This window comes from Gorillibacterium timonense (assembly GCF_001457415.1).
Lineage (GTDB): Bacteria > Bacillota > Bacilli > Paenibacillales > NBRC-103111 > Gorillibacterium > Gorillibacterium timonense.
The window spans coordinates 453,573-473,133 of the sequence record NZ_LN881721.1; the positions used below are offsets into that span (position 1 = coordinate 453,573).

Consider the following 19,561-nt stretch of genomic DNA (forward strand, 5'->3'; position numbering starts at 1 on the left):
CGGCGGTGGCATCCGTTAGAAAAGCAGCAAAATCGTTTCTAACCGACATAAGAGCAAGAGACAAGAGACAAGAGACACGGATTGAAGCGTGAAGGACAACCTTCTTTCTCTTTTGTCAAATCAATAATCAGGGGCTGACCCCCAAGCAGATGATTGCCTGCTTGGGGGTCAGCCCCTTTTTCATTTAACGTGCTTGGCAGTTGGATGCGGATCAACCAGCTTGGCTGCCGCTTACTTCAACCCGAGATCCTTCACGAGGGCTTCCGCCGCCGCCTTTTCTTCCGGGGTCCCGTTCTTCGCCTTGTCGGCAAGTACGGTGATCCACGCCTGCTTGGTCTTTGCGTCCTGCGTGATCGAGCCCCACAGCGAGTCCTTGATCATCGCGCGTTGATCGGTGTTCAAGCTGGCATAGAGAGGCAGGAACTGGGCGATCTGCTCTGGATCGTCACCGGCGATCTGTACGGCGGCTGCCGTCGCGTTGCTCAGCACCAACGGGTCCTTTTCGCTCGCAAGGGCTTTGAGCAGGGCGCTGAACGCTTCCGGCGTATTCATCTGATACAAGCCATACGCGACGGTATATCGCACAGACTCATTCGTGTGCTTGATGAGAAGCTTTTCCAGCAAGGGAACGGTCTGCGAAGTATTGGAATCCGCGATCAGCTTCGTGGCCTGGTAGCCGAGCAGAACATCATCCGGATGAGCGATGCTGTAATCGGCGAAGGGGGTGAGGTCCTTATTCAGGAATTCGCTGATGAAATAGCGGATTTCCTGGTTTACCACCGCCGAAGGCTTGTCCGTGTTGTACAGACCAAGCAGTATCCCGCTTCGCTGTGCCTCATTCGCGTTAAGCACGGAGCTGAGCGTCTGCTTATCAGCAGTGCTGAGGGAAGCGGCGGTTTTGTTGAAGACCGCATGAATGAAGCTCTTGAGGCTTTCTTCGGTCAGAGTGATGGAAGAGCCTCCGCTCTTGCTCACACTTACCGTATTGGTCGCCGCATTGAATGAGACGGAGTATCCCAAAGCTTCAGCTACCGCCCGTGCAGGCAAATACACGCGGCCTGCTCGTTCCTGGGCCGGGACATCCAGCTCGGAAAGCTTCTTGCCGTTCTTGTATAAGACCTTGCTCCCGATGGACAGCTGAATCGTGTCGGAACCGGAGTGGGCAATGACCGTCTTCGTGGCCGCTTTGTATTCGATGCCGCCATTCGGCACTCCGAGCGCAACTAGCAGATCCCGAAGCGGGAACAAGCTGCGGCCTTTCTCGGTATAGGGTTGTCCAAAGGTAAAGGTGACGGCGCTGCCTTGAACAGTCATTCGAAGAGCGGCGGCTTCGGCAAAGGGTGTGGCGGCAAGGCTGGCGGTTCCGAGCGCGGCGGCGAAGAGGAGCGGATACATGGCTTTTCTCATGGGTCAACCTCCTGTATTCATAATGTATGGGGCATCTAGGGAAGGAAAGAAAGATTTTCCTAAGCTTACCCTGAATCCTCCCGGCGCACAATAGACGATTTGTCCGAATAGATCGGGGAATATTACCCATACTACTTGAAAAAGACGAGGAGCAGCCCCGATGAACGTATGGGCCGAATGGCTGTTTTATTATACGGTATACGGAATAGCCGGCTGGCTTTTGGAAAATGGGTACAGCCTGGCGACCGTCGGAGTCTTTTGGAAGGAAGGGTTTCTCTTCACTCCGCTGAAACCGATGTATGGGATCGCGATGGCAGTGCTGGCCGCCGTTCAAACGGGTGGAGGGAGTCCGATCTTTGTCGTCTTTTGCTGCCTGGTTGTTCCGAGCGCCATCGAATTTGCCAGCGGATTCTTGCTCGACAAAGGCTTCGGGAGGCGGTATTGGGACTACCGGAGCATGAAGGGGAACGTCGAAGGGTATGTTTGCCCGAGCTTCTCGCTCTGCTGGGTTCCGCTTTCGCTCATCTGTGTGTATGGGCTCCAGCCGTATTTGACTAGTTTCTATGAGCGGATCGCTTCCAGTTGGAACGCGGTTTTTCCTTGGTTGGTCATGCTCATGGTGATCGAGTTTGCCGTTGTAGTGGGGAAGCGGCGTGTCGCTCGGGGAATGAATCCAATGGAACGAGATATGGAATCGGAACCGAATGGGTTTGCGGGCGAAGGCTCTCCGGAAGCCAATATGGGCTGACGTAACGCAACAGCAAGACGGAATGCTGCGATGCGAGATGAAGACGGTAGATGGAGACGGATGAGCCGATTGCTGAAGGTGACGCAGAATGAAGCGTGGGGTGAAATAGTTGGAGTAGGCTCGGAGCCGCTAACCGCTAAGGTAGCGGTTTTTTGCGATGCTGAAGGCTAAATCGAGGACGAGGAGTGGGCGAATAAGGAAAGGGCTACGCATTTCTGACGGGTAAAAGACTTCGTTGACAAATCTTGGTCGTGGTTTTACTATATACTTAGTAATACAAAGTAATAAGTCAGGCTGAGGTGACCATGAACGAATCGAGCCAATTGAAAAAGGGAGTTCTTGAGATTCTCGTGCTGCATCTGCTCTCAGGAGCGGATCTGTACGGCTATCAGCTGATCAGCGAGCTGGATGCTCGAAGCCGGAGCTTTTTCCGGATGAAGGAAGGAACCTTGTATCCCGTTCTCTATCGGCTTGAGGACGGAGGCTTCATCAGCAGCTACTGGGAGAAGGAAAGCGAGAAGAGAGGCGTTCCCCGCAAATATTACCGCATCACCCCGGAGGGCAAGGAGCGGGAACGGGAATTGAAAGAGGATTTGGAGCTGTTTGTTCAGTCGATAAAGCTTGTGCTGGAGGGAGAGCCATGATACCGATTCGCGTAGAGGAATATGTCGTCCGGGTGCTGACGCGGCTTCATGTGGACGATGAAACGAAAAACCGGATTCGCAAGGATTTGACAGCCTCTATCCTGGAGCGTGCAGAGCAGGGTGGTGTGGAGCAAGCGTTGAAGAGCATGGGGTCGCCGGAGGAGGTGGCCCGCGAGTTCGCTGATAATTTATCAGCTGGAAAAGATCTTGAACTGCTCTCGGAGCGGATCAACGAGCTGACCCAGGAAATGAAGAGCTTGTCTCCTTATTACGAATATCGTAGCCAGAGAACGCTGTTCGGGCTGCCGCTCGTGCATATCAAGATCCGTCGAACGGGCTTCGGTTTGTATGGGCGAAGAGGTGGGCTGGCGGTCGCGAAGGGGATCTTCGCCATCGGAGATGTGGCGCTTGGCTTCCTGTCGCTCGGCATCATCTCCGCAGGCTTCGTGTCAGTCGGAGCGTTATCAGTCGGCCTTGCGGCGTTCGGAGCGGTCGCGGTCGGTTTGGCACTTGGCGTCGGCGCCATCGCGGTCGGCACGGTCGCCATCGGAGCATTTGCCATCGGCGTGGTGACGATCGGCGCTTTCGCCATCGGACGCCTGGCCTGCGGCGCCTATCCCGTCGGCCATGTGACCCGTCAGCTCTCGGAGAATGAACTGCTGACGTGGTCGGAATTCCGCGATTTGCTGCGGCTGGCATTTCCGAAGCTGTTCAAATGACCCACCCGGTATTCGCCAACAAGGCAAGTTCGCCAACAATGAAACAAGCCGCTCTGCGCAGCAAGTAGCTGTGTGCAGAGCGGCTTGTTTTTTGCCACAATTAATAATACTCGTACAGGTTGCTGGATCTCCGGTCAGGCCTTACAGAGAGCTCCGATAGATCGCGTTGACGTCCTCGCGGTCGAGCTTCTTGAAGTTGCCGAACGGCCCGTACACCATCGCCTTGTCGACCATCGTCGCGAGCTGGCTGTCATCGATCTCGTAATCGGCCAGGCGGGCCGGGGCGCCGATGCTCGTCCAGAAGGCGCGCAGCGCCTGAATGCCTTCAAGGCCGGTTTCACGCGCCGATTTGCCGGTCGGATCGATGCCGAAGACATTGACGGCGAACTGCTGGAACCGTTCCGGGCCTTCGTCTATCACATGCTCCATCCAGTTCGGGAAGAGGATGGCGAGCCCTCCGCCGTGGGGGATGTCGTACACGGCACTAACGGCGTGCTCGATGTTGTGCGTGGCCCAGTCGCCGGTCGTTCCCATGGAGACCATTCCGTTCAGCGCCATCGTGCCGCTGTAAAGGATCGTTTCCCGATGCTCGAAGCTCTCGAGGTCTTCCAGCAGCTTCGGAGCGGTCTCGATCACCGTGCGCAGCAAGGTTTCGCAGAAGCCGTCCTGTACAGGCGAATTGGTGGTGTGGTGGAAGTACGACTCGAACACGTGAGACATGATGTCCACCATGCCATAAACCGTCTGGTTGCGGGGAACCGATGAAGTGAAGGCCGGGTCGAGAATCGAAAATTGCGGGAACACATGAGGACTTCCCCAACCAACTTTTTCTTGGGTATCCCAGTTGGTGATGACGGAGCCGTTGTTCATTTCGGAGCCGGTGGCGGCGAGTGTCAGCACGGTGCCGAAGGGCAGGGCATCCTTGACCGGTGCCTTGTGCGTGATGAAGTCCCAAGCGTCTCCTTCATAGCGGGCACCCGCCGCGATCGCCTTCACGCAGTCGATGACGCTGCCTCCGCCTGCGGCGATGATGAAGTCGACTTGCTCCTGCTTGCAGATCTCGACGCCCTTTTGTACCGTGGACAAACGCGGATTCGGCTCCACACCCGAAAGCTCGTGCACGGTTTGGCCGAGTTCGTTCAGAATGCCAATAACGCCGTCATAGACGCCGTTTTTCTTGATGCTGCCGCCTCCGTAGACGAGAAGGACGGTTTTTCCGTATTTGGGGAGCTCTTCTTTCAGCTTGTCCAAGGTGCCTTGGCCGAAATAAAGACGGGTCGGATTGTGAAAACTAAAACGGTTCATGAGAAACCTCCTGAAAGGGAATGGGGTTCTTGGCGTTGCCGCAAATCAAGAAAGGGCGGAGATCGACGCCTATGTCTTCATTGTATCAAAGGATGCCCAAAAACGATAATGGACAAGGAGAAGGATGCGCATGAAAGCAGCTGTCACTCACGCATTCGGAGAAAAACTGAAGATCGAGGAGGTCGAGCGTCCGAAGCCGGGGCCGGGTCAGGTGGTCGTCCGCATTCACGCTTGCGGCGTGTGCCATACGGACCTGCATGCCGCTAACGGGGATTGGCCGGTCAAGCCGAAGCTGCCGCTCATTCCCGGTCATGAAGGGGTCGGGACTGTCGAGGAGTTGGGAGCGGGGGTCGCCCATCTTCGCATAGGGGATCGGGTTGGCATTCCCTGGCTGTATTCCGCCTGCGGGCATTGCGAATTCTGTCTCAGCGGGCGTGAGACGCTATGCCTGGATCAGCAGAACGCAGGCTATTCGGTGGATGGAAGCTATGCTGAGTATTGTGTGGCCGCAGCGGACTACGTCGTGAAAATTCCCGATAACCTCGGGTTTATGGAAGCTGCGCCGCTCTTCTGCGCCGGTGTGACCACGTACAAAGCCCTGAAGGTGTCCGAGGCGCGCCCTGGCCAATGGGTATCCATCGTCGGCATCGGCGGGCTCGGGCATCTCGCGGTGCAGTATGCCAAAGCGATGGGGTTGAATGTCGTCGCCGTGGATACGGTCACCGAGAAGCTGGAGCTGGCGAAGACCCTCGGGGCCGATATGACCGTGAATCCGACGAAGGTCATACCGGCGGATTGGATCAAGGAGAGAATCGGCGGCGTGGAGGGGAGCATCGTCACCGCCGTCACCGCCAAAGCCTTCGACAGCGCATACCGCTCGCTCAAGCGGGGAGGGACGCTCGTGCTGGTCGGTCTTCCCCCTGAGAAGATGGAGGTTCCGATCTTCAACACCGTGCTGGACGGCACGCGGATCGTCGGGTCCATCGTCGGTACCCGCAAGGACCTGCAGGAAGCGCTCCAATTCGCTGCCGAGGGCAAGGTACGCGCCACCATCGAGTCCCGCCGTCTGGAGGACATCAACGAGATCTTCGCGGAGATGGCCAAAGGGGACATTCAAGGCCGAGTCGTGATGGATTATGGAGTCGAATCATCCCGCGAGCCTGCGATGGCGGGAGCCGCAGAGACTCGACATTGAGAGTGTAAGGTAAAAGTGCTCGGAGCACTGACCCCAGGGTCGGCGCTCCGAGCATTTATTTGTGCGCATAAGAGGATGGTTAAAGATTGATTATAACGATTTTGTGGCCTGTAATCCCTTTCATGCTATCTTACAATGGTCTACATACTCATTCTATTCTCTGGAGGTTCCTCATGAAAGAAGCACTGTTTCCGGTTCGATATACTCAACTGCATCCGGATGCGCTGAAGAAAGAGCTGGCTGCTCGCTATGAATGGAAGGAGCCGATAGAGTGCCGTTTGTTCGATAGTGGTATTAATGATATCTACGTGGTGAGTGCCGGTGATAAACGCTGCTTTTTGCGGGTTGCGCTGACGGGTCGGTATGAAAGAAAGGATTATGAAGAGGAAGTCGCCATCATTAACACTTTATCCGATCAGGGCATTCCGGTTGCGAAACCCATCCGTTGCAAGGATTCCTCTCTCCTCTGGGAGATCCATGCTCCGGAGGGAATCCGTCATGCGATTCTATTTGCGGAGGCGAAGCACGCCCCTTCTGAAGATAAGGCGAAGCAGGCGCATCAACTGGGAAGCACGCTCGCTCAGCTCCATGCGATTGCAGACGAACAAACCTTTACGGTCAGCCGGCCCGCCATCGATCTTCAACAGTTGATCGAAGAGCCCTTGAAAAAGGTCAAACCCTATTTCGAGCGTCGGAGCTCCGATTACCTCTATTTTAAGAATGCGGCGGAGCAGCTCGGCCGAGCCGTCGAAAGGAAACTGGGGTACGAAATGCCTTATTACGGATACTGCCATGGAGACATTCATGGCGGCAATGTGCATTTTGTTCAGGAGCAACCGGTGCTCTTTGATTTTGATTGTATGGGATATGGGTGGCGCGCCTATGACATTTGCGTTTTTGCCTGGAATGAAACCTTCGGTGATGAGGCCTATGTTCAGTCAGAAGCATGGACAGCCTTCTTGAGCGGCTATCTTTCGGTGCGTCCGTTAAGTAAAATGGAGGTGGAATCGATTCCTGCCTTTGCGGCTTTGCGCGACCTTTGGCTGATGAGCCTTCATGCCGATGTCATCGAGCGAAATGCGGGCTGCTCTTGGTACAACGACGGGTATTTGGATTATCGCCTTCGAATCTTTAAGCTATGGTACGAACGCGCAGCTGCTTTCTTGACAGATTAATGAAACTTGCAGAATGGATGGTACGACTTCATGAACGAAAGGCTGACCGCCGTCATCTTCGATCTTGACGGTGTGATCGCGGACACCAACGACCTGTATGACCGGGCGAACCGGAGGCTCGCAGCGGAGCTCGGCACGAACGTGACGGATGAGGAGAACGACTCGTTCAAGGGCATTCACCGCTCGCGGATCGTCCGCGCCATCGCCGCCAAGGCGGAGCTTGAGCTGACGGAGAGCGAAACGGTGGAGCTGGGCGAGCGAAAGAACCGCTATTACCAGGAGATGATCGAAGCGCTCAGCCCGCGGGATGCGCTTCCTGGAATCCCCCGCTTTCTTGAAGAGCTGTGCGAAGCCGATATCCGGCTTGGACTCGCCTCGTCCAGCTCGAACGCGTGGTTCGTGCTGGAGCGTCTCGGCCTGACTGCGTACTTCGATGCGGTCGCCGATCCGCGCGCCGTAGCGGCGAAACCCGCGCCGGATCTGTTTCTCGCGGCCGCGCGGCTGCTTGACGCCGACCCGGTGCGGTGCGCGGCGGTCGAGGACGGCGAAGCCGGTCTCGCCGCCATCCGGGCCACGCCGATGTTCTCCGTCGGCGTGGGGAGCGCGCCCTATCTGCGGGCGGCGGATTGGAACCCGCTCTCGACGGCGGAGCTGTCCTGCCCGGAGCTGCTGCGCCGTTTCTCGGAGCAGCGGCGTGGGGAGCCGGGCGGCCGATGAGATACCGCGAGATTATCCCCGCCATCCTCATCGCCCGCGACAGCCGGTTTCTCGCCCGGGTGCTCCTTGCGGGCCGGGAAGAGCGGGTTCATGTGAAGAATACGGGCCGTCTGCGCGAATGGCTTGTGCCTGGGGCCGAGGTGTACCTGGAGCCGGCCTCCGGGTCTCCGCAACGCCGGACGGCGTACTCCCTGGTCGCCGTGAAGCATGGCGATAAAGTTGTAAATATCGATTCGCAGGCTCCCAATGAGCTCGTGCATGAAGAGCTGACCCGCTCGGACGGCTGGTTTCTGGATTGGATTCGCACCGGAGCGGGCGTTGGCCAGCCAAGCGACTCTACCGCCCTAACCGGTTTCACGTCCTGCTTGACCGTGGATGCGGCAGCCCCAGCAGCCTCGCCAGCGTATCCAGCCGGTACCGATGTTCCCGCAACCGCTGCCGTAACTGCTTCTGTTTCCGCTCCTGCAACTGCTCTCGCAACCGCTCCCGCAACCGCTCCCGCAACCGCTCCCGCAACCGCTCCCGCAACCGATGCAGCCTCCGCTCCCACTCCCGCGACCTCTGCCGGCGAGCGGTCCGTCATCGTCCGGCGCGAGGTGCGCTTCGGCTCTTCGCGCATCGACTTCTGCGCCGAGTCGCCCGAGGGCGGCCGCCTGTTCATCGAGGTGAAGGGCGTGACGCTGGCTAGCGGCGGCTGCGCCGAATTTCCCGATGCTCCGACCGCTCGGGGAGCCCGCCATCTGGAAGAGCTGACCGCGGCGGTCCGCGAGGGGCATTCCGCCTGCGTCCTCTTCGTCATTCAACTGGAGGGGGTTAGCACCTTTTCTCCTTGCAGGCGAATCGATCCGGCTTTTGCCGATGCGCTCAGCCGGGCGGCGGCAAGCGGCGTGATCATTGCCGCTTGCGACTGTTGGGTGACGCCGGGAGAAATTCGCCTGAATCGCCCCGTTCCTGTAATCGGACTCCAGTAGCAGCTCGTCTGAACCGTCCAGTTACAGGTGCCGGACTCCAGAAGAAGCTCAACCGAACCTGCCGGTGTCCAAAAATAAAATAACCAATGGTTAATTCTAACGTAGTCGATAGGAATAGCTCGGATGAAACCGAGTAGTTAACTATAAAGTATTCAAGAATGTGGCAGTTCGTTTTGCACCGTTTTTGTAGGGGACACGTAGTAAAGCGTACATAAAGAAGGCGAAGAAGAAGGCATTGGAGAATCAAAAGAATTCGTTAGGGAGAGGGGCAGGAGAGTATGGCACTCATCTTTCGCGACAATTTCTTCAGCGCAGGAGAGACGGAGATTCAGAATGAGGCGGGAGCGCCGGCGGGGAGACTCGACCTGAAAAGCGCCTTCAACGCTTCCATCGATGTGTATGACGGGAGCAATCGGCTGGTGTGCTCTGGGAAATTCCCGTTCTTTTCGGGCAAATGGTCCGTCCTCACCCCAGGCGGCGATGAGATCGGGCGGCTCCGTTCGCGCTTTAGCTTGGGCAGCAAGCGTTTTGAGTACGACGCCCGTCACCGGGGGCTCTATGAAATCCGGTCGCCGCTTTTTTCAAGGGAATATGAGATTCTGGATGAATCCGGATCGCGCGTAGCGTTCTTCGAGAAGGTCAGCGGGTTTTTCTCCTCGGGGGCGTTTCGACTCACCAACTCGGCCATGAAGCTGAACGACTATGAGCTGGTCGCTGTCATCATGGGGATGTACGCCATCCAGAAGCGCAATTCGGCGGCGGCAAACAGCTCAGCAAATCCGTAAGGGTTAGGCTCGCCCGAACTACGGAAGCGCGAAATTGCATTTTCGATACGGTCTATTGTTTCCTCCCGGCAACTCTTTCAATCAAAGTCTTCCAAAAATGCGCGGCTCCCATTATATTTTTCTTAAAAATTGTGTACTATAAGGAGATACAAAACCGCTGGCAGCGTATGAGGCCAATGGGAGATATCACGGAAGGGCTGGGTCCTATGGAAACGGAAAAACCGACTTCATCGAACTTTATCAAGAACATCGTCATCGACGATTTGAAATCCGGCAGGGAGAAGACCATCGTCACGCGGTTTCCCCCGGAGCCGAACGGCTATCTGCATATCGGTCATGCCAAGGCGATCTGCCTCAATTTCGAGCTAGCCGACGAATTTAACGGCAAGACGAACCTGCGCTTCGACGACACCAACCCGGTCAAGGAAGACACGGAGTACGTCGACGGGATCCTGAACGACATCAAATGGCTTGGCTTTGAGTGGGATAACCTTCATTTTGCCTCGGATTATTTCGAGATGAACTATGAGAAGGCCCTTCTCTTGATCGAAAAAGGCAAAGCCTACGTCGACGACCAATCGGCGGATGACATCCGCAAGACGCGCGGAACCCTGAAGGAGCCAGGCAAAGACAGCCCGTACCGCAACCGGAGTGTGGAGGAGAACCTCGACCTGTTCAAGCGGATGCGCGCCGGAGAGTTCAAGGACGGGGAAAAGGTGCTGCGCGCGAAGATCGACATGAGCTCGCCCAACATCAACCTGCGCGACCCGGTCATCTATCGGATCAAGCATGCCCATCACCACCAAACCGGGGACAAATGGTGCATTTACCCCATGTACGATTATTCGCATCCGTTGGGCGATGCGGTGGAAGGCGTCACGCATTCCTTGTGCAGCCTGGAATATGAAGATCACCGTCCGCTCTATGATTGGGCCGTGCGCGAATGCGAAATGGAGAATACGCCGCATCAATACGAATTCGCTCGCCTCAACCTGACGAACACGGTCATGAGCAAGCGGAAGCTGAAGTCGCTCGTGGATGCGGGAGTCGTGGACGGCTGGGACGACCCGCGGATGCCTACGATCGCCGGTTTGCGGCGCAAGGGCTACACCCCGGAAGCGATCCGCAATTTCTGCCGCGAGATCGGCGTAGCGAAGAGCTACAGCATCGTCGACGAACGGTATCTGGAGCACTTTATCCGCGAGGATCTGAAGCTGAAGGCTCCCCGGACGATGGCGATTCTCGATCCGCTCAAGGTTGTCATCACCAACTATCCGGAAGGCGAGACCGAGTGGTTTGAGATCGAAAACAACGCCGAGAACCCGGACATGGGCACCCGGAAGGTCCCTTTCTCGCGGGAGATCTACATCGAGCGGGAAGATTTCATGGAGAACCCGGTGCCGAAGTATTTCCGGCTGTTCCCGGGCAATGAAGTGCGCTTGAAGAGCGCCTATTTCGTCAAGTGCGTGGAAGCGGTGAAGGATGCCGACGGCAACATCGTCGAGCTTCACTGTACGTACGACCCGGAAACGAGAAGCGGAAGCGGCTTTTCCGGTCGCAAGGTGAAAGGCACGATCCATTGGGTGGATGCCGCCCACGCCGTTCCGGCGGAATTCCGCTTGTACGAGCCGATCTTGAAGGACGACGCCGACCTGAGCCAAGAGGCCGAGGAAGCGGCAGACGACATCACGAGTGAATCCGAAGAATATACCGGAGGAGCGGCCGGAGAAGACAAATCGTTCCTCGACAAGATCAACAAGGATTCGCTGACCGTCTTGAACGGATTCATCGAGCCGGGTCTTACGGACGTGAAGGCGCATGACAAGTTCCAGCTGTTCCGTCATGGCTACTTTAATGTCGATCCGAAGGATTCCGCTCCAGGCCGCATCGTGTTCAATCGCACGGTCTCGCTGAAGAGCTCTTTTGAGGTTAAGTAAGCGAATTGCAGTTTAAAAGCTTGAGGAGGTGAAGGTTGAATGTTGATACCGATTGTCCTGACAGTCATCTTGGTCGGATTCGCAGTCGGCTGGGTCCGATTGTTTGAGATCAAGCTGAGAGCGGACCGAGTGATCGCGTTCGGTATTCTCCTCATCCTGGCGGGGAACGGCTTCGGAGGCGGCAAAAACAGTGTCGGTGTTACCTTCCTCCTACTGGGCCTTGCCATCGGGCTGCTCGGCTTCTTCTTCGGTACTCCGAGGGATAAATCCTGAAGCATTCGAATCTACGTTTCATCCCATCTGATAAAAGAGAACGGACCTCGTCCCGCGCGTATTGCTGCGGAGTCAGGGTCCGTTTTTTTCTCCCAGTTTGAGTGAAGAAGGAATTTTCATCCATAAAATGGAAATATTTATTCTCAAGATAACAATGCTCCGCCTATCGGGGAATATACAACATTATACCAAATAGTGGTATAATGTTAGAAAATAATTTAATTTATGGGATTTGCGAGGAAAAATTATGAACGAAAAGATGTGGAATGGTGACCTGTCAAATGAAAGTGAGAAGGAAAGAAAAAAAGTAAAAAGAAAGATACTGTTTTCATTTTTCGGTACTATAGCGTTTGTCATATGTCTTATCTTGTATGGTGTATACTGGGCTTTTTTTGATTTACAACGTATTCCAAAAGGAAAATTACTCACTCAACAGACTTCACCCGCTGGGACTTATACCGTCAAGGCCTACTCCTCCGACGCGGGAGCTACAACGTCATACTCTGTAGTAGGTGAGCTAAACTACAATAAAGTGAACAAGAAGCCAAAGATCATCTATTTTCAAAACAAAGAAGAAAGTGCCACTATCATTTGGAAAGATGATCACACGGTTATTATTAACAATAAGGAACTAGAAGTCCTCACTCAAGTTTATGATTATAGAAGATGACACTCAACTATTTTGCAGCAAGTGATAACTGCGAGAGATGATTCTTTCATCATAAGAAGCACAGAAGACCAGCTTAGCTACTCAGAAATGGAAAAACAATGGACCCCATCGCTGCTTTCCTCAAAGTAGCGATGGGGTCCATTGTTGTCTTCGTCATTCTTCATCCTTCACCGACATGCGGTAATTCTTGAGGGCATCCAGGTTCATCTTCGAATTGCCGAGCTTGGGTAGCGGCTCGGAGGAGTTGCGGCTGTCCCGGGTAAGGCTCCGCAGATGCTCCAGCGCTTCTTCCTGCTGGTCGAGAATGACCGACACGGCTAGCAGCAGCAGCGCCCAGGTCCATCCCGACAGCCCAATCAACAGGGCAGTTCCCAGATGCAGCCCGTCCGCAAGAAATCCGTAATAGACGGCGGAGCTCAACGTGAGGAGGGCAAAGAGTGCGGCCAAAAATCGAAAGATGGAGCTCATGGATCAGTCCCCTTTAGCGTAGCTTTCCTTAATAACCTCGTATTTCAATTGGACATAGGAATCTCCTAGCTGATTGCACTCCACTAGATTCATTGCTTTCAGTTTATTCAATTCCTCGACGCTTGTAATGGATGTTCCGTCGATTAACGTGTTCGTATCCTTTCCTCCCACCAATAGAGGTGCGATTACGATCGATACATAATCGATCAGATTTGCTCTTAGTAGTTCTCCGTTAAGGGTACCGCCCGATTGAATCGTGATCCTTTCTACTCCGAAACTTTCTTTTAAATCGATCATCATTTTTTCCAGATCAATCTCAGGGTCGTATACCATCAACTCTAAATTATCATAGCGCTCTCTTACTTGAAAGGCGGGATGTTCTTTATGGTTTGTGACGATAAATAATTGATCTAGCCACTTGCACAAATACTCTACTCCATCTTCCGTTAAATGTGGTTTTCTATCGATGAGGATGAATCGGATATTTTGTTTTTTTCTTGCTTTTTTTCGATCATTTACCCCGATCTTGGCCATGACTCTTCCCGTATTCAAGGAATACCGGTCCGTGTTTTGTTCCAGTTCGTAATAGTGAGGAAGCCCTTCCTTTACTCCATCAATCGTAGACCAATCTCGATCGGGATCCAACTCATCGCCTGCACCGCTATTGATTTTCCCATCCAATGACATCAGCATAAATAAGGTTGTGATGGGGGTGCGTCTCATTCTCTTTGGATCTCCCATTTGACTCACATCTCCTTTTCAACACGCTCTAGATCGCGAAAATAGAAAAACGGCAGAACGCTGCATGAATACAGAGTCCTGCCGTTTGGCAAAATCAAGACAACACCGCTGAAATTGCGAGGGGATCATTTGAGCTTTGTTATACGGCCCGTTTCATGACCGGGATGCAGATGTCCATCTGCACGAGCCCGTTCTCGTCTCCGGCGCAGCGCTCGTCGTAGTACTCGAATTCGACGCCCTCGATGGTTTGCTCATAGTCGGAATGCGGGAACCATTCGGTGTAGATCATGTTCCACGTTTGTTGAATGGATTCGCTGAACTTCTCGCGCGAAACCTTGGGAGTCGTGAACACGGCGTACGTCGCAGCCGGGAAAGAGCGAAGCACCGTTCCTTCCGGTACTTGGACGGAATCGTCCGCATCGACGCCGATGATGTAGGTGAACTCTCCTGTTGCCATGTTCATGTCCGTGCAGATGCCGTATTCACAGTAGTTCCCGGTTGCTTCGTTCAGAACGCGCCCCCAGCCGTTTTGCATATAGTTCTGCCAAAACTTCGGAATCTCCTTGAGGTTGGCTCCATCCGTGCTGCGGGTAGCGAGCGCGTATCCAAGCACTTGAAAAGCGGGTTTGTCTGTAATGCGGAAGTCCATGCGAATTCCTCCTAAATAGGGATTTAACCGCTGCTTCAGCACATTTGCCCGACTGTAGGGGGGCGTGTCGATCTGCCGCCTCCGGTACGTTCCAGGCGTCATGCCGAAGAGCTTGCGGAAGGCGCGGATGAAGGTTTCCTGCGAGCCAAAGCCCGAGTCGAGGGCGATATCCAGCAGCCGGTCGTCCGTGTGCGAGACGCGGTAAGCGGCTTTGGCCAGCTTCCTCTTGCGAACATAGTCCATGACAGGGATACCCACCATAACGAGAAAGATGCGGTGAAAGTGGTAATCGGAAAAGCCCGCGATCGCCGCAAGCTCCGAGAGACTCGGCTGCTCCTCGGCCTGTTCTTCGATATAGTCGATGACCTGTTGAATCCGTTCGGGATACCCGTTCATCAGCGGCCCTCCTTCCTTCATTAGGATAACAAAGGAAACAGATGTTCTCTTGACGTTTTTTGCGGTCTTCGGCGTTTCGTGCTTCGTGCTTTCCTGCTCAGATGACCCAGTTGCCGGAGCGGAACAGCGGCTCGCGGACGCCTTCCGCCGTTTCCCCGTCGATGTCCATCTCCGCCGAACCGATCATAAAGTCGGTATGCACGAGGCTTTGGTTAAAGCCGCGCTGCATCAATTCATCCCGGGTGAGTCCCGTTCCGCCTTCGGCGCAGGTGGGGAAGGAGGAGCCGACGGCCAGATGGCAGGAGGCGTTCTCGTCATAGAGGGTGTTGTAGAAGGTAAGCCCGGACTCGGACACCGGCGACCGATGTGGCACGAGCGCAACTTCTCCCAAATGGGAAGCTCCTTCGTCCGTTGCCATCAGGTTGCGCAGAATGTCCTCGCCGTGCTCGGCGCGAACGTCCGTAACCTTCCCGTTCGCAAAGGTCAGCGTGAAGTTCTCGATCCGGGCACCGTTGTAGTTAAGCGGCTTGGTGCTCGTCACATAGCCGGACACATCGTTTCGATCCGGGGCCGTGAACACTTCTTCTGTAGGAATATTCGCTACGAAGGGGACTCCCTTGGCGTTCTTCTCGCCTGCCGAGATCCACAGATGACCGTCTGGCAGCCCGATCGCCAGCTCGGTGCCAGGGGCTTTGAAGTGCAGACGGCGGTAACGCTTGGCATTCAGATAGGTGGACCATTTCTGCAAATGCTCCAGATGCTCCTCCCAAGCGGCCAAAGGGTTTTCCCGATCTGAGCGGGTGAGACGGAAGATCTGTTCCCAGAGCTTCTCCACCGCTTCCTGCGGGGTAGCTTCCGGGAAGATCTTCGACGCCCAACCTTCATTCGGCACGGTTACGATCGTCCAGCTGACGAGGCTTCCCCGGGTGTAGGTGCTGAATTCGCGGTTGGCTTCCGCCAACGCCTTGCTCGCCTTCGCAATGCGAGCCGGATCGACTCCTTTGAAGAGATCAGGATCGGTCCCCTTGATATACAAAAAAGCCGCTCCCTCCAAAGCCAGCTCCGTCATGCCGGCGGATTTCCAGAGCGGGACGCGGACGAGAGCTTCCTCGGGCGCTTGCTTGTATTTGATAGCGGTCAAAAGCTCATCCGTCCATTCCACATGGACGTTGCCGGCTCCTGCTTCATAGGCCTTGCGGGCGACGGCGCGGACAAACTCGGCGGCGGTCAGGGGGGCATTCACGACCAGGGTTTGGCCCGGCTGAATATTGACTCCCGTGCGGACCGCAAGCTCGGCATAGTGCTCCAGGTTTCGTTCAAAGGTTTCGAGGTTCATCTTTCGGATTCCTTTCCTTAGCGAATTGGTCTAGTACGCAGTCAGCTTAACAACCGTGGTCTCCGCACAACTTCTCATACCCATTGACGCTGATTCATATTCACACGATTAGGGCTGACAGCGTACTATGCAGGCTTTAATCTTCCCCTTTATACCTTGTCCAACACTTTCTGTCAAACAGATACCCCCCGAAACGAGAAACCGGCTCCGAACTCTATGTGCATACCTACTAAACGTGAGAAAGGAGGAAGATTGGCTTATGTCCGCGATGTATGAAAATCTCCATCAGGACTTTTCCTCGCTCGATGGCAAGATGGAACTTCTTGAAAAGAAGCTGGCAGAATTGGAAAGCGCCTTTCTGTTTCTCGATTTTCTTGCCGCCGGCGGCCTTGATCCGAATGAGAAGGAAGCATCTCCGTCCAAAACGGCCCCGTTGAGTCCGAACAATCCGAATGAATGATTTTTCTTCTTAATACTAAATAAGACAAGCCGTTTCCATGCCCCGAACATCCGGGGAAGGAAACGGCTTTTTAAATGAAAGCAGCCTCGCATCGCGGGGCTATTTGGTTAGGCGCTTGACGGCACCGGCTCCCGTGTCGAGGAGAAGCCGGACCCCATAGACGGCCATGATGAGCAGCATCAGATCGAAGCAGACATTGAAGAGGAACAGATGCTTACCGAGATCTGCCTCTCCGTCGCCGAGAATCGGAATCGCCAGGGAGAAGGCCGCAACGGCTGCGATCAGGAGAAACACCTCAAGGGATATTCGCAAGCGGCGGTCCCGGGTGCGTATGTAGTGGAAGAGGATAACGGCGATATAGCAGGCGAAGACGAGGGAAATGAAGCCAAACGTATGGGGTAGGTGATTCCTCTTGAACTCGCTCCACGCACTGAAGGTATAAGCGAGGGTGCCGGGCGGTTTACCGACGCTCTTCTCATAGTTTCCCAAGTAGTACGGGCGGACCGCCATGCCGCTCTCCGCTGCCCGCTCCAGCTTCTGGAGGAATCTCTCGGGATGGGTGGCGTAGAAGCGCAGGATGTCCATATGGCTGATGACGTCATAGACCTCCCGATGCAGCCGGGGGTCATCCTGCGGAATGGCCGTTCCCGTCTGGAAGTAGTTCGTACCGGCCAGCACGGCCAGATCGGTCGGCAAGCCGAGTGCCTCGAGGTCCTTCTCGGGTTGCGGAGAATCCTTAAGCACCCCGTAGAACACGGTCTGATACAGGTTGATCTGCTTGAGCCCGCCGGGAGCTACGCTGTACATCAGAATGGAGATACAGACGAGAACAGCGGCTCCGCCGTAGGCGAGCTTTCGCCAGGCTTTATCTGGCTTCAGCCTTGCGAAGCGCATGCCGAGAAGCGCGAAGGCGACCCCGACCGGTGCGTTCTGAATCTTGGTGCACGCCAATATGGCGGCTGCCACATAGAAGCAGGCGAGCAGGCGAGAGGATGCCTGTTCCGTGCGTGCGATAGCATAAGCGAGCGCTGTGGTTAAGATCAAGAAGATCAGGGCGACCGGCTCTCCGAAGAGGGAGTTGAAATAAGCCAGATACCCGATATCAAGAAACACGAATGAGAGCGCCGCAACGAGGAATGCATTCGCCGTCGCCGAGCGGGTTTTGCCGTATTTTACAGCAAGGACAAGAGCTGCCGCCATGAAGGCAAAATAAAGTGCGGAGAGTACCCGAATGTCGAACAAGCCGCCGAAGAGCCTTCCTGCCATTCCAGCGATATAGAGAAAAGGAAGCTGAGAGGAGGCGTACCCTCCGATATGGAAGCCGTCAAATGCATAGCTGGCGTGAGAATACCGGTAATATCGATCCTCATGCGATTCTCCCGCATCGGCGTACTGGAGCCCTCCCGCACCCATGACGCGGGCGAAATCTCCGTTGTCGGCAACGCCGATAACGGGTGAGCGCAGCAGTAGGACGGCGTAGAGAATAACCGCAGCGATCAGCATCCAGGTTTCAGAGCGTTTCAAAAGAGGCAGCAACCTGCCAGATAGCCATTTGTTGTTCATGATCAACCTTCTTAAATGAAAATGATAGTGAAACCTTTCTTATTCTAGCGGATGGAAGGCAAAAAACCAAATTGGGCAGAGAAAATGACGGCACAGACCGAGGGGATCAAGGACAAGGCTCTTTGCGGCAGCGCGAGGGTGCATGGCAAAATAATCCGAAAGTTGTAATCGAAATGTAATGCAAACGTAAATGGCCATTAACCTCAAATTCGACAAAACCTACTACAATAGAAGTAAGCTTTAGAATATTCAGATAATTCACCGGGTGCAAAGTCTCGGGTTTGTCCGCCTCAAGACCCGTTTCCGCTGCTCAGGGTTGAATAGAGTTTTTGAAGGAAGGAAGGAAGAATCATGAGCACAACGGAAGCCTCTTTGGCCATTTTCCCAACATCATTGGATGGAAGCGCATTCATAAATGCGCCCGTTCTTCGCCCAACCCGGTCGCTCATCCGGCGCATGAAGTTGATTCTGATCCTTCTCTTGGTCGGAACGATTCTTGCCGCAAGCGCGCTCGTTGGTTTCTATGCGTATATTTTGTACCGGCTTCAGAAGCCGCCGGTTCCGAACCTCGGTTCGAATCCCTGGAAGGCGATCGGGCTTACCTACAGCGATGTGGAGTTTCCGAGCGCCAACGGCAAGACCCGAGTCGATGGGTGGTATATTCCGGGGGCATCCCGCAACACGGTCATTCTCTCGCATGGCTATGGGGGAAACCGAGAGGAGCCGTGGATTCCCCTCTATCAGATCGCCAAGGTGCTGCACAACAACAGGTTTAATGTCCTAATGTTCGATTACAGCTTTGTGCGGCCGGAGCATTACGTTACCGGAGGGATACAGGAATCCTCGGAGCTTCGGGGAGCGATCAGCCTGGTCAAGGAGCTCGGTGACGAGCAGATCTACATTTGGGGCTTCTCCATGGGCGCCGGAACCGCTCTCCAGACCGCTCTAGTGGACTCTCATGATATCAATGGAATGATTCTCGACAGCACCTTCATCATGGATTCCGACGCCGTCTACCAGAATGTGAAGCAGAAGCTCAATCGTCTACCTCGATTCCCTTCCGTATTCATGTTGAACCTGCTGTCTCCGATCTATACCGGTTACAGCATCAAGCAGGTCCCGATCAATCAGGTGAAGAGCACCAAATACCAGATGCCGCTCTTCCTCGTACACGGGGAACAAGACAAAGTTGCCCCGATCGCCAGCGTCGTCTCCTTCTATGAGGAGCAAAAGGATTATCCCGGGACCGAGCTGTGGATGATTCCGGACGGGCAGCACGAATTCATTTATAAGTACCATCAGGAGGAATACATGAAGCGAGCCATCAAATTCCTCTATGACAGCGTTCATCAAGCGAATCTCTCCAAGTCGCAGAAGCTGCTTTCTGTATAAATGCGAGAAT

The 19,561-nt window shown here is 54.7% G+C and carries 20 protein-coding genes; 13 read left to right on the plus strand and 7 right to left on the minus strand.

What is annotated here, in order from left to right:
• Positions 1 to 231: 231 nt before the first annotated feature.
• Complete coding sequence (locus BN2684_RS04100; protein WP_058300894.1) at positions 232 to 1,407, minus strand: stalk domain-containing protein; 1,176 nt, start codon at positions 1,405 to 1,407, stop codon at positions 232 to 234.
• 160 nt (positions 1,408 to 1,567) lie between these two features.
• Between BN2684_RS04100 and BN2684_RS04105 the strand changes: the two genes are divergently transcribed.
• The 3 genes from BN2684_RS04105 to BN2684_RS04115 all read left to right on the plus strand — a co-directional run bounded on the left by BN2684_RS04105 (position 1,568) and on the right by BN2684_RS04115 (position 3,518).
• Positions 1,568 to 2,155, plus strand: a complete 588-nt coding sequence (locus tag BN2684_RS04105; protein WP_058300895.1) for a putative ABC transporter permease — start codon at positions 1,568 to 1,570, stop codon at positions 2,153 to 2,155.
• A 305-nt stretch (positions 2,156 to 2,460) separates the two neighbouring features.
• A complete protein-coding gene (locus BN2684_RS04110) occupies positions 2,461 to 2,799 on the plus strand; it encodes a PadR family transcriptional regulator (RefSeq protein ID WP_058300896.1) in 339 nt (112 codons plus the stop codon).
• Positions 2,796 to 3,518 carry an HAAS signaling domain-containing protein gene (locus BN2684_RS04115; RefSeq protein ID WP_058300897.1) on the plus strand — a complete coding sequence of 241 codons (723 nt, stop codon included), beginning with the start codon at positions 2,796 to 2,798 and terminating at the stop codon, positions 3,516 to 3,518. Before BN2684_RS04110 ends, BN2684_RS04115 begins: the two co-directional genes overlap by 4 nt.
• Before the next feature lie 141 nt (positions 3,519 to 3,659).
• Here BN2684_RS04115 and BN2684_RS04120 read toward each other — a convergent pair whose 3' ends face one another.
• Positions 3,660 to 4,823: an iron-containing alcohol dehydrogenase gene (locus BN2684_RS04120; RefSeq protein ID WP_058300898.1), complete on the minus strand. Its 1,164-nt coding sequence runs from the start codon at positions 4,821 to 4,823 to the stop codon at positions 3,660 to 3,662.
• A 130-nt stretch (positions 4,824 to 4,953) separates the two neighbouring features.
• Between BN2684_RS04120 and adhP the strand changes: the two genes are divergently transcribed.
• The 8 genes from adhP to BN2684_RS04160 all read left to right on the plus strand — a co-directional run bounded on the left by adhP (position 4,954) and on the right by BN2684_RS04160 (position 12,546).
• On the plus strand, positions 4,954 to 6,018 hold the full coding sequence (gene adhP / locus BN2684_RS04125; RefSeq protein WP_058300899.1) for an alcohol dehydrogenase AdhP: 1,065 nt from the start codon (positions 4,954 to 4,956) through the stop codon (positions 6,016 to 6,018).
• 173 nt (positions 6,019 to 6,191) lie between these two features.
• Positions 6,192 to 7,193 carry a phosphotransferase enzyme family protein gene (locus tag BN2684_RS04130; RefSeq protein WP_058300900.1) on the plus strand — a complete coding sequence of 334 codons (1,002 nt, stop codon included), beginning with the start codon at positions 6,192 to 6,194 and terminating at the stop codon, positions 7,191 to 7,193.
• Between the two features lie 30 nt (positions 7,194 to 7,223).
• Entirely contained in the window at positions 7,224 to 7,910 is a 687-nt protein-coding gene (gene pgmB, locus BN2684_RS04135; RefSeq protein WP_058300901.1) for a beta-phosphoglucomutase, read from the plus strand.
• Positions 7,820 to 8,881: a DNA/RNA nuclease SfsA gene (locus BN2684_RS24685; RefSeq protein WP_199825293.1), complete on the plus strand. Its 1,062-nt coding sequence runs from the start codon at positions 7,820 to 7,822 to the stop codon at positions 8,879 to 8,881. The genes pgmB and BN2684_RS24685 overlap by 91 nt, the downstream gene beginning before the upstream one ends.
• A 278-nt stretch (positions 8,882 to 9,159) precedes the next feature.
• A complete protein-coding gene (locus BN2684_RS04145; protein WP_058300903.1) occupies positions 9,160 to 9,666 on the plus strand; it encodes an LURP-one-related family protein in 507 nt (168 codons plus the stop codon).
• A 206-nt stretch (positions 9,667 to 9,872) separates the two neighbouring features.
• Complete coding sequence (locus BN2684_RS04150; RefSeq protein WP_058301010.1) at positions 9,873 to 11,603, plus strand: glutamine--tRNA ligase/YqeY domain fusion protein; 1,731 nt, start codon at positions 9,873 to 9,875, stop codon at positions 11,601 to 11,603.
• 39 nt (positions 11,604 to 11,642) lie between these two features.
• The gene (locus BN2684_RS04155; protein ID WP_058300904.1) at positions 11,643 to 11,876 is read left to right on the plus strand and encodes a hypothetical protein; all 234 of its coding nucleotides are present in this window, start codon (positions 11,643 to 11,645) and stop codon (positions 11,874 to 11,876) included.
• Positions 11,877 to 12,123: 247 nt separating this feature from the next.
• Positions 12,124 to 12,546, plus strand: a complete 423-nt coding sequence (locus BN2684_RS04160) for a DUF5412 family protein (RefSeq protein WP_234340151.1) — start codon at positions 12,124 to 12,126, stop codon at positions 12,544 to 12,546.
• Positions 12,547 to 12,699: 153 nt separating this feature from the next.
• Here the strand turns inward: BN2684_RS04160 and BN2684_RS04165 are convergent, their stop codons facing one another.
• The 4 genes from BN2684_RS04165 to BN2684_RS04180 all read right to left on the minus strand — a co-directional run bounded on the left by BN2684_RS04165 (position 12,700) and on the right by BN2684_RS04180 (position 16,136).
• Positions 12,700 to 13,014 (minus strand): hypothetical protein, encoded by a 315-nt coding sequence (locus BN2684_RS04165; RefSeq protein WP_058300905.1) that lies wholly within the window; start codon positions 13,012 to 13,014, stop codon positions 12,700 to 12,702.
• Between the two features lie 3 nt (positions 13,015 to 13,017).
• A complete protein-coding gene (locus BN2684_RS04170) occupies positions 13,018 to 13,755 on the minus strand; it encodes a dihydrofolate reductase family protein (RefSeq protein WP_234340152.1) in 738 nt (245 codons plus the stop codon).
• Between the two features lie 139 nt (positions 13,756 to 13,894).
• Complete coding sequence (locus BN2684_RS04175; protein WP_058300906.1) at positions 13,895 to 14,800, minus strand: AraC family transcriptional regulator; 906 nt, start codon at positions 14,798 to 14,800, stop codon at positions 13,895 to 13,897.
• A 97-nt stretch (positions 14,801 to 14,897) separates the two neighbouring features.
• Entirely contained in the window at positions 14,898 to 16,136 is a 1,239-nt protein-coding gene (locus tag BN2684_RS04180; protein WP_058300907.1) for an aminopeptidase, read from the minus strand.
• 259 nt (positions 16,137 to 16,395) lie between these two features.
• Here BN2684_RS04180 and BN2684_RS04185 point away from each other — a divergent pair, with 259 nt between their 5' ends.
• Positions 16,396 to 16,596, plus strand: coding sequence for a hypothetical protein (locus BN2684_RS04185; protein ID WP_058300908.1), 201 nt, complete (start codon positions 16,396 to 16,398; stop codon positions 16,594 to 16,596).
• Positions 16,597 to 16,695: 99 nt separating this feature from the next.
• Here BN2684_RS04185 and wsfD read toward each other — a convergent pair whose 3' ends face one another.
• A complete protein-coding gene (wsfD, locus tag BN2684_RS04190; protein ID WP_058300909.1) occupies positions 16,696 to 18,159 on the minus strand; it encodes a glycan biosynthesis hexose transferase WsfD in 1,464 nt (487 codons plus the stop codon).
• A gap of 351 nt (positions 18,160 to 18,510) precedes the next feature.
• On the opposite strand from wsfD, the gene BN2684_RS04195 reads away from it, so the two are divergent.
• The gene (locus tag BN2684_RS04195) at positions 18,511 to 19,551 is read left to right on the plus strand and encodes an alpha/beta hydrolase (RefSeq protein WP_058300910.1); all 1,041 of its coding nucleotides are present in this window, start codon (positions 18,511 to 18,513) and stop codon (positions 19,549 to 19,551) included.
• Positions 19,552 to 19,561 lie beyond the last annotated feature (10 nt).

Excerpts from the sequence above, each read along its gene's own strand:
- BN2684_RS04100 (WP_058300894.1), bottom strand. The coding sequence starts at position 1,407 with ATGAGAAAAGCCATGTATCCGCTCCTCTTCGCCGCCGCGCTCGGAACC.
- BN2684_RS04105 (WP_058300895.1), top strand. The coding sequence starts at position 1,568 with ATGAACGTATGGGCCGAATGGCTGTTTTATTATACGGTATACGGAATA.
- BN2684_RS04110 (WP_058300896.1), top strand. The coding sequence starts at position 2,461 with ATGAACGAATCGAGCCAATTGAAAAAGGGAGTTCTTGAGATTCTCGTG.
- BN2684_RS04115 (WP_058300897.1), top strand. The coding sequence starts at position 2,796 with ATGATACCGATTCGCGTAGAGGAATATGTCGTCCGGGTGCTGACGCGG.
- BN2684_RS04120 (WP_058300898.1), bottom strand. The coding sequence starts at position 4,823 with ATGAACCGTTTTAGTTTTCACAATCCGACCCGTCTTTATTTCGGCCAA.
- adhP (WP_058300899.1), top strand. The coding sequence starts at position 4,954 with ATGAAAGCAGCTGTCACTCACGCATTCGGAGAAAAACTGAAGATCGAG.
- BN2684_RS04130 (WP_058300900.1), top strand. The coding sequence starts at position 6,192 with ATGAAAGAAGCACTGTTTCCGGTTCGATATACTCAACTGCATCCGGAT.
- pgmB (WP_058300901.1), top strand. The coding sequence starts at position 7,224 with ATGAACGAAAGGCTGACCGCCGTCATCTTCGATCTTGACGGTGTGATC.
- BN2684_RS04145 (WP_058300903.1), top strand. The coding sequence starts at position 9,160 with ATGGCACTCATCTTTCGCGACAATTTCTTCAGCGCAGGAGAGACGGAG.
- BN2684_RS04150 (WP_058301010.1), top strand. The coding sequence starts at position 9,873 with ATGGAAACGGAAAAACCGACTTCATCGAACTTTATCAAGAACATCGTC.
- BN2684_RS04155 (WP_058300904.1), top strand. The coding sequence starts at position 11,643 with ATGTTGATACCGATTGTCCTGACAGTCATCTTGGTCGGATTCGCAGTC.
- BN2684_RS04160 (WP_234340151.1), top strand. The coding sequence starts at position 12,124 with ATGAACGAAAAGATGTGGAATGGTGACCTGTCAAATGAAAGTGAGAAG.
- BN2684_RS04165 (WP_058300905.1), bottom strand. The coding sequence starts at position 13,014 with ATGAGCTCCATCTTTCGATTTTTGGCCGCACTCTTTGCCCTCCTCACG.
- BN2684_RS04170 (WP_234340152.1), bottom strand. The coding sequence starts at position 13,755 with ATGGGAGATCCAAAGAGAATGAGACGCACCCCCATCACAACCTTATTT.
- BN2684_RS04175 (WP_058300906.1), bottom strand. The coding sequence starts at position 14,800 with ATGAACGGGTATCCCGAACGGATTCAACAGGTCATCGACTATATCGAA.
- BN2684_RS04180 (WP_058300907.1), bottom strand. The coding sequence starts at position 16,136 with ATGAACCTCGAAACCTTTGAACGAAACCTGGAGCACTATGCCGAGCTT.
- BN2684_RS04185 (WP_058300908.1), top strand. The coding sequence starts at position 16,396 with ATGTCCGCGATGTATGAAAATCTCCATCAGGACTTTTCCTCGCTCGAT.
- wsfD (WP_058300909.1), bottom strand. The coding sequence starts at position 18,159 with ATGAACAACAAATGGCTATCTGGCAGGTTGCTGCCTCTTTTGAAACGC.
- BN2684_RS04195 (WP_058300910.1), top strand. The coding sequence starts at position 18,511 with ATGAGCACAACGGAAGCCTCTTTGGCCATTTTCCCAACATCATTGGAT.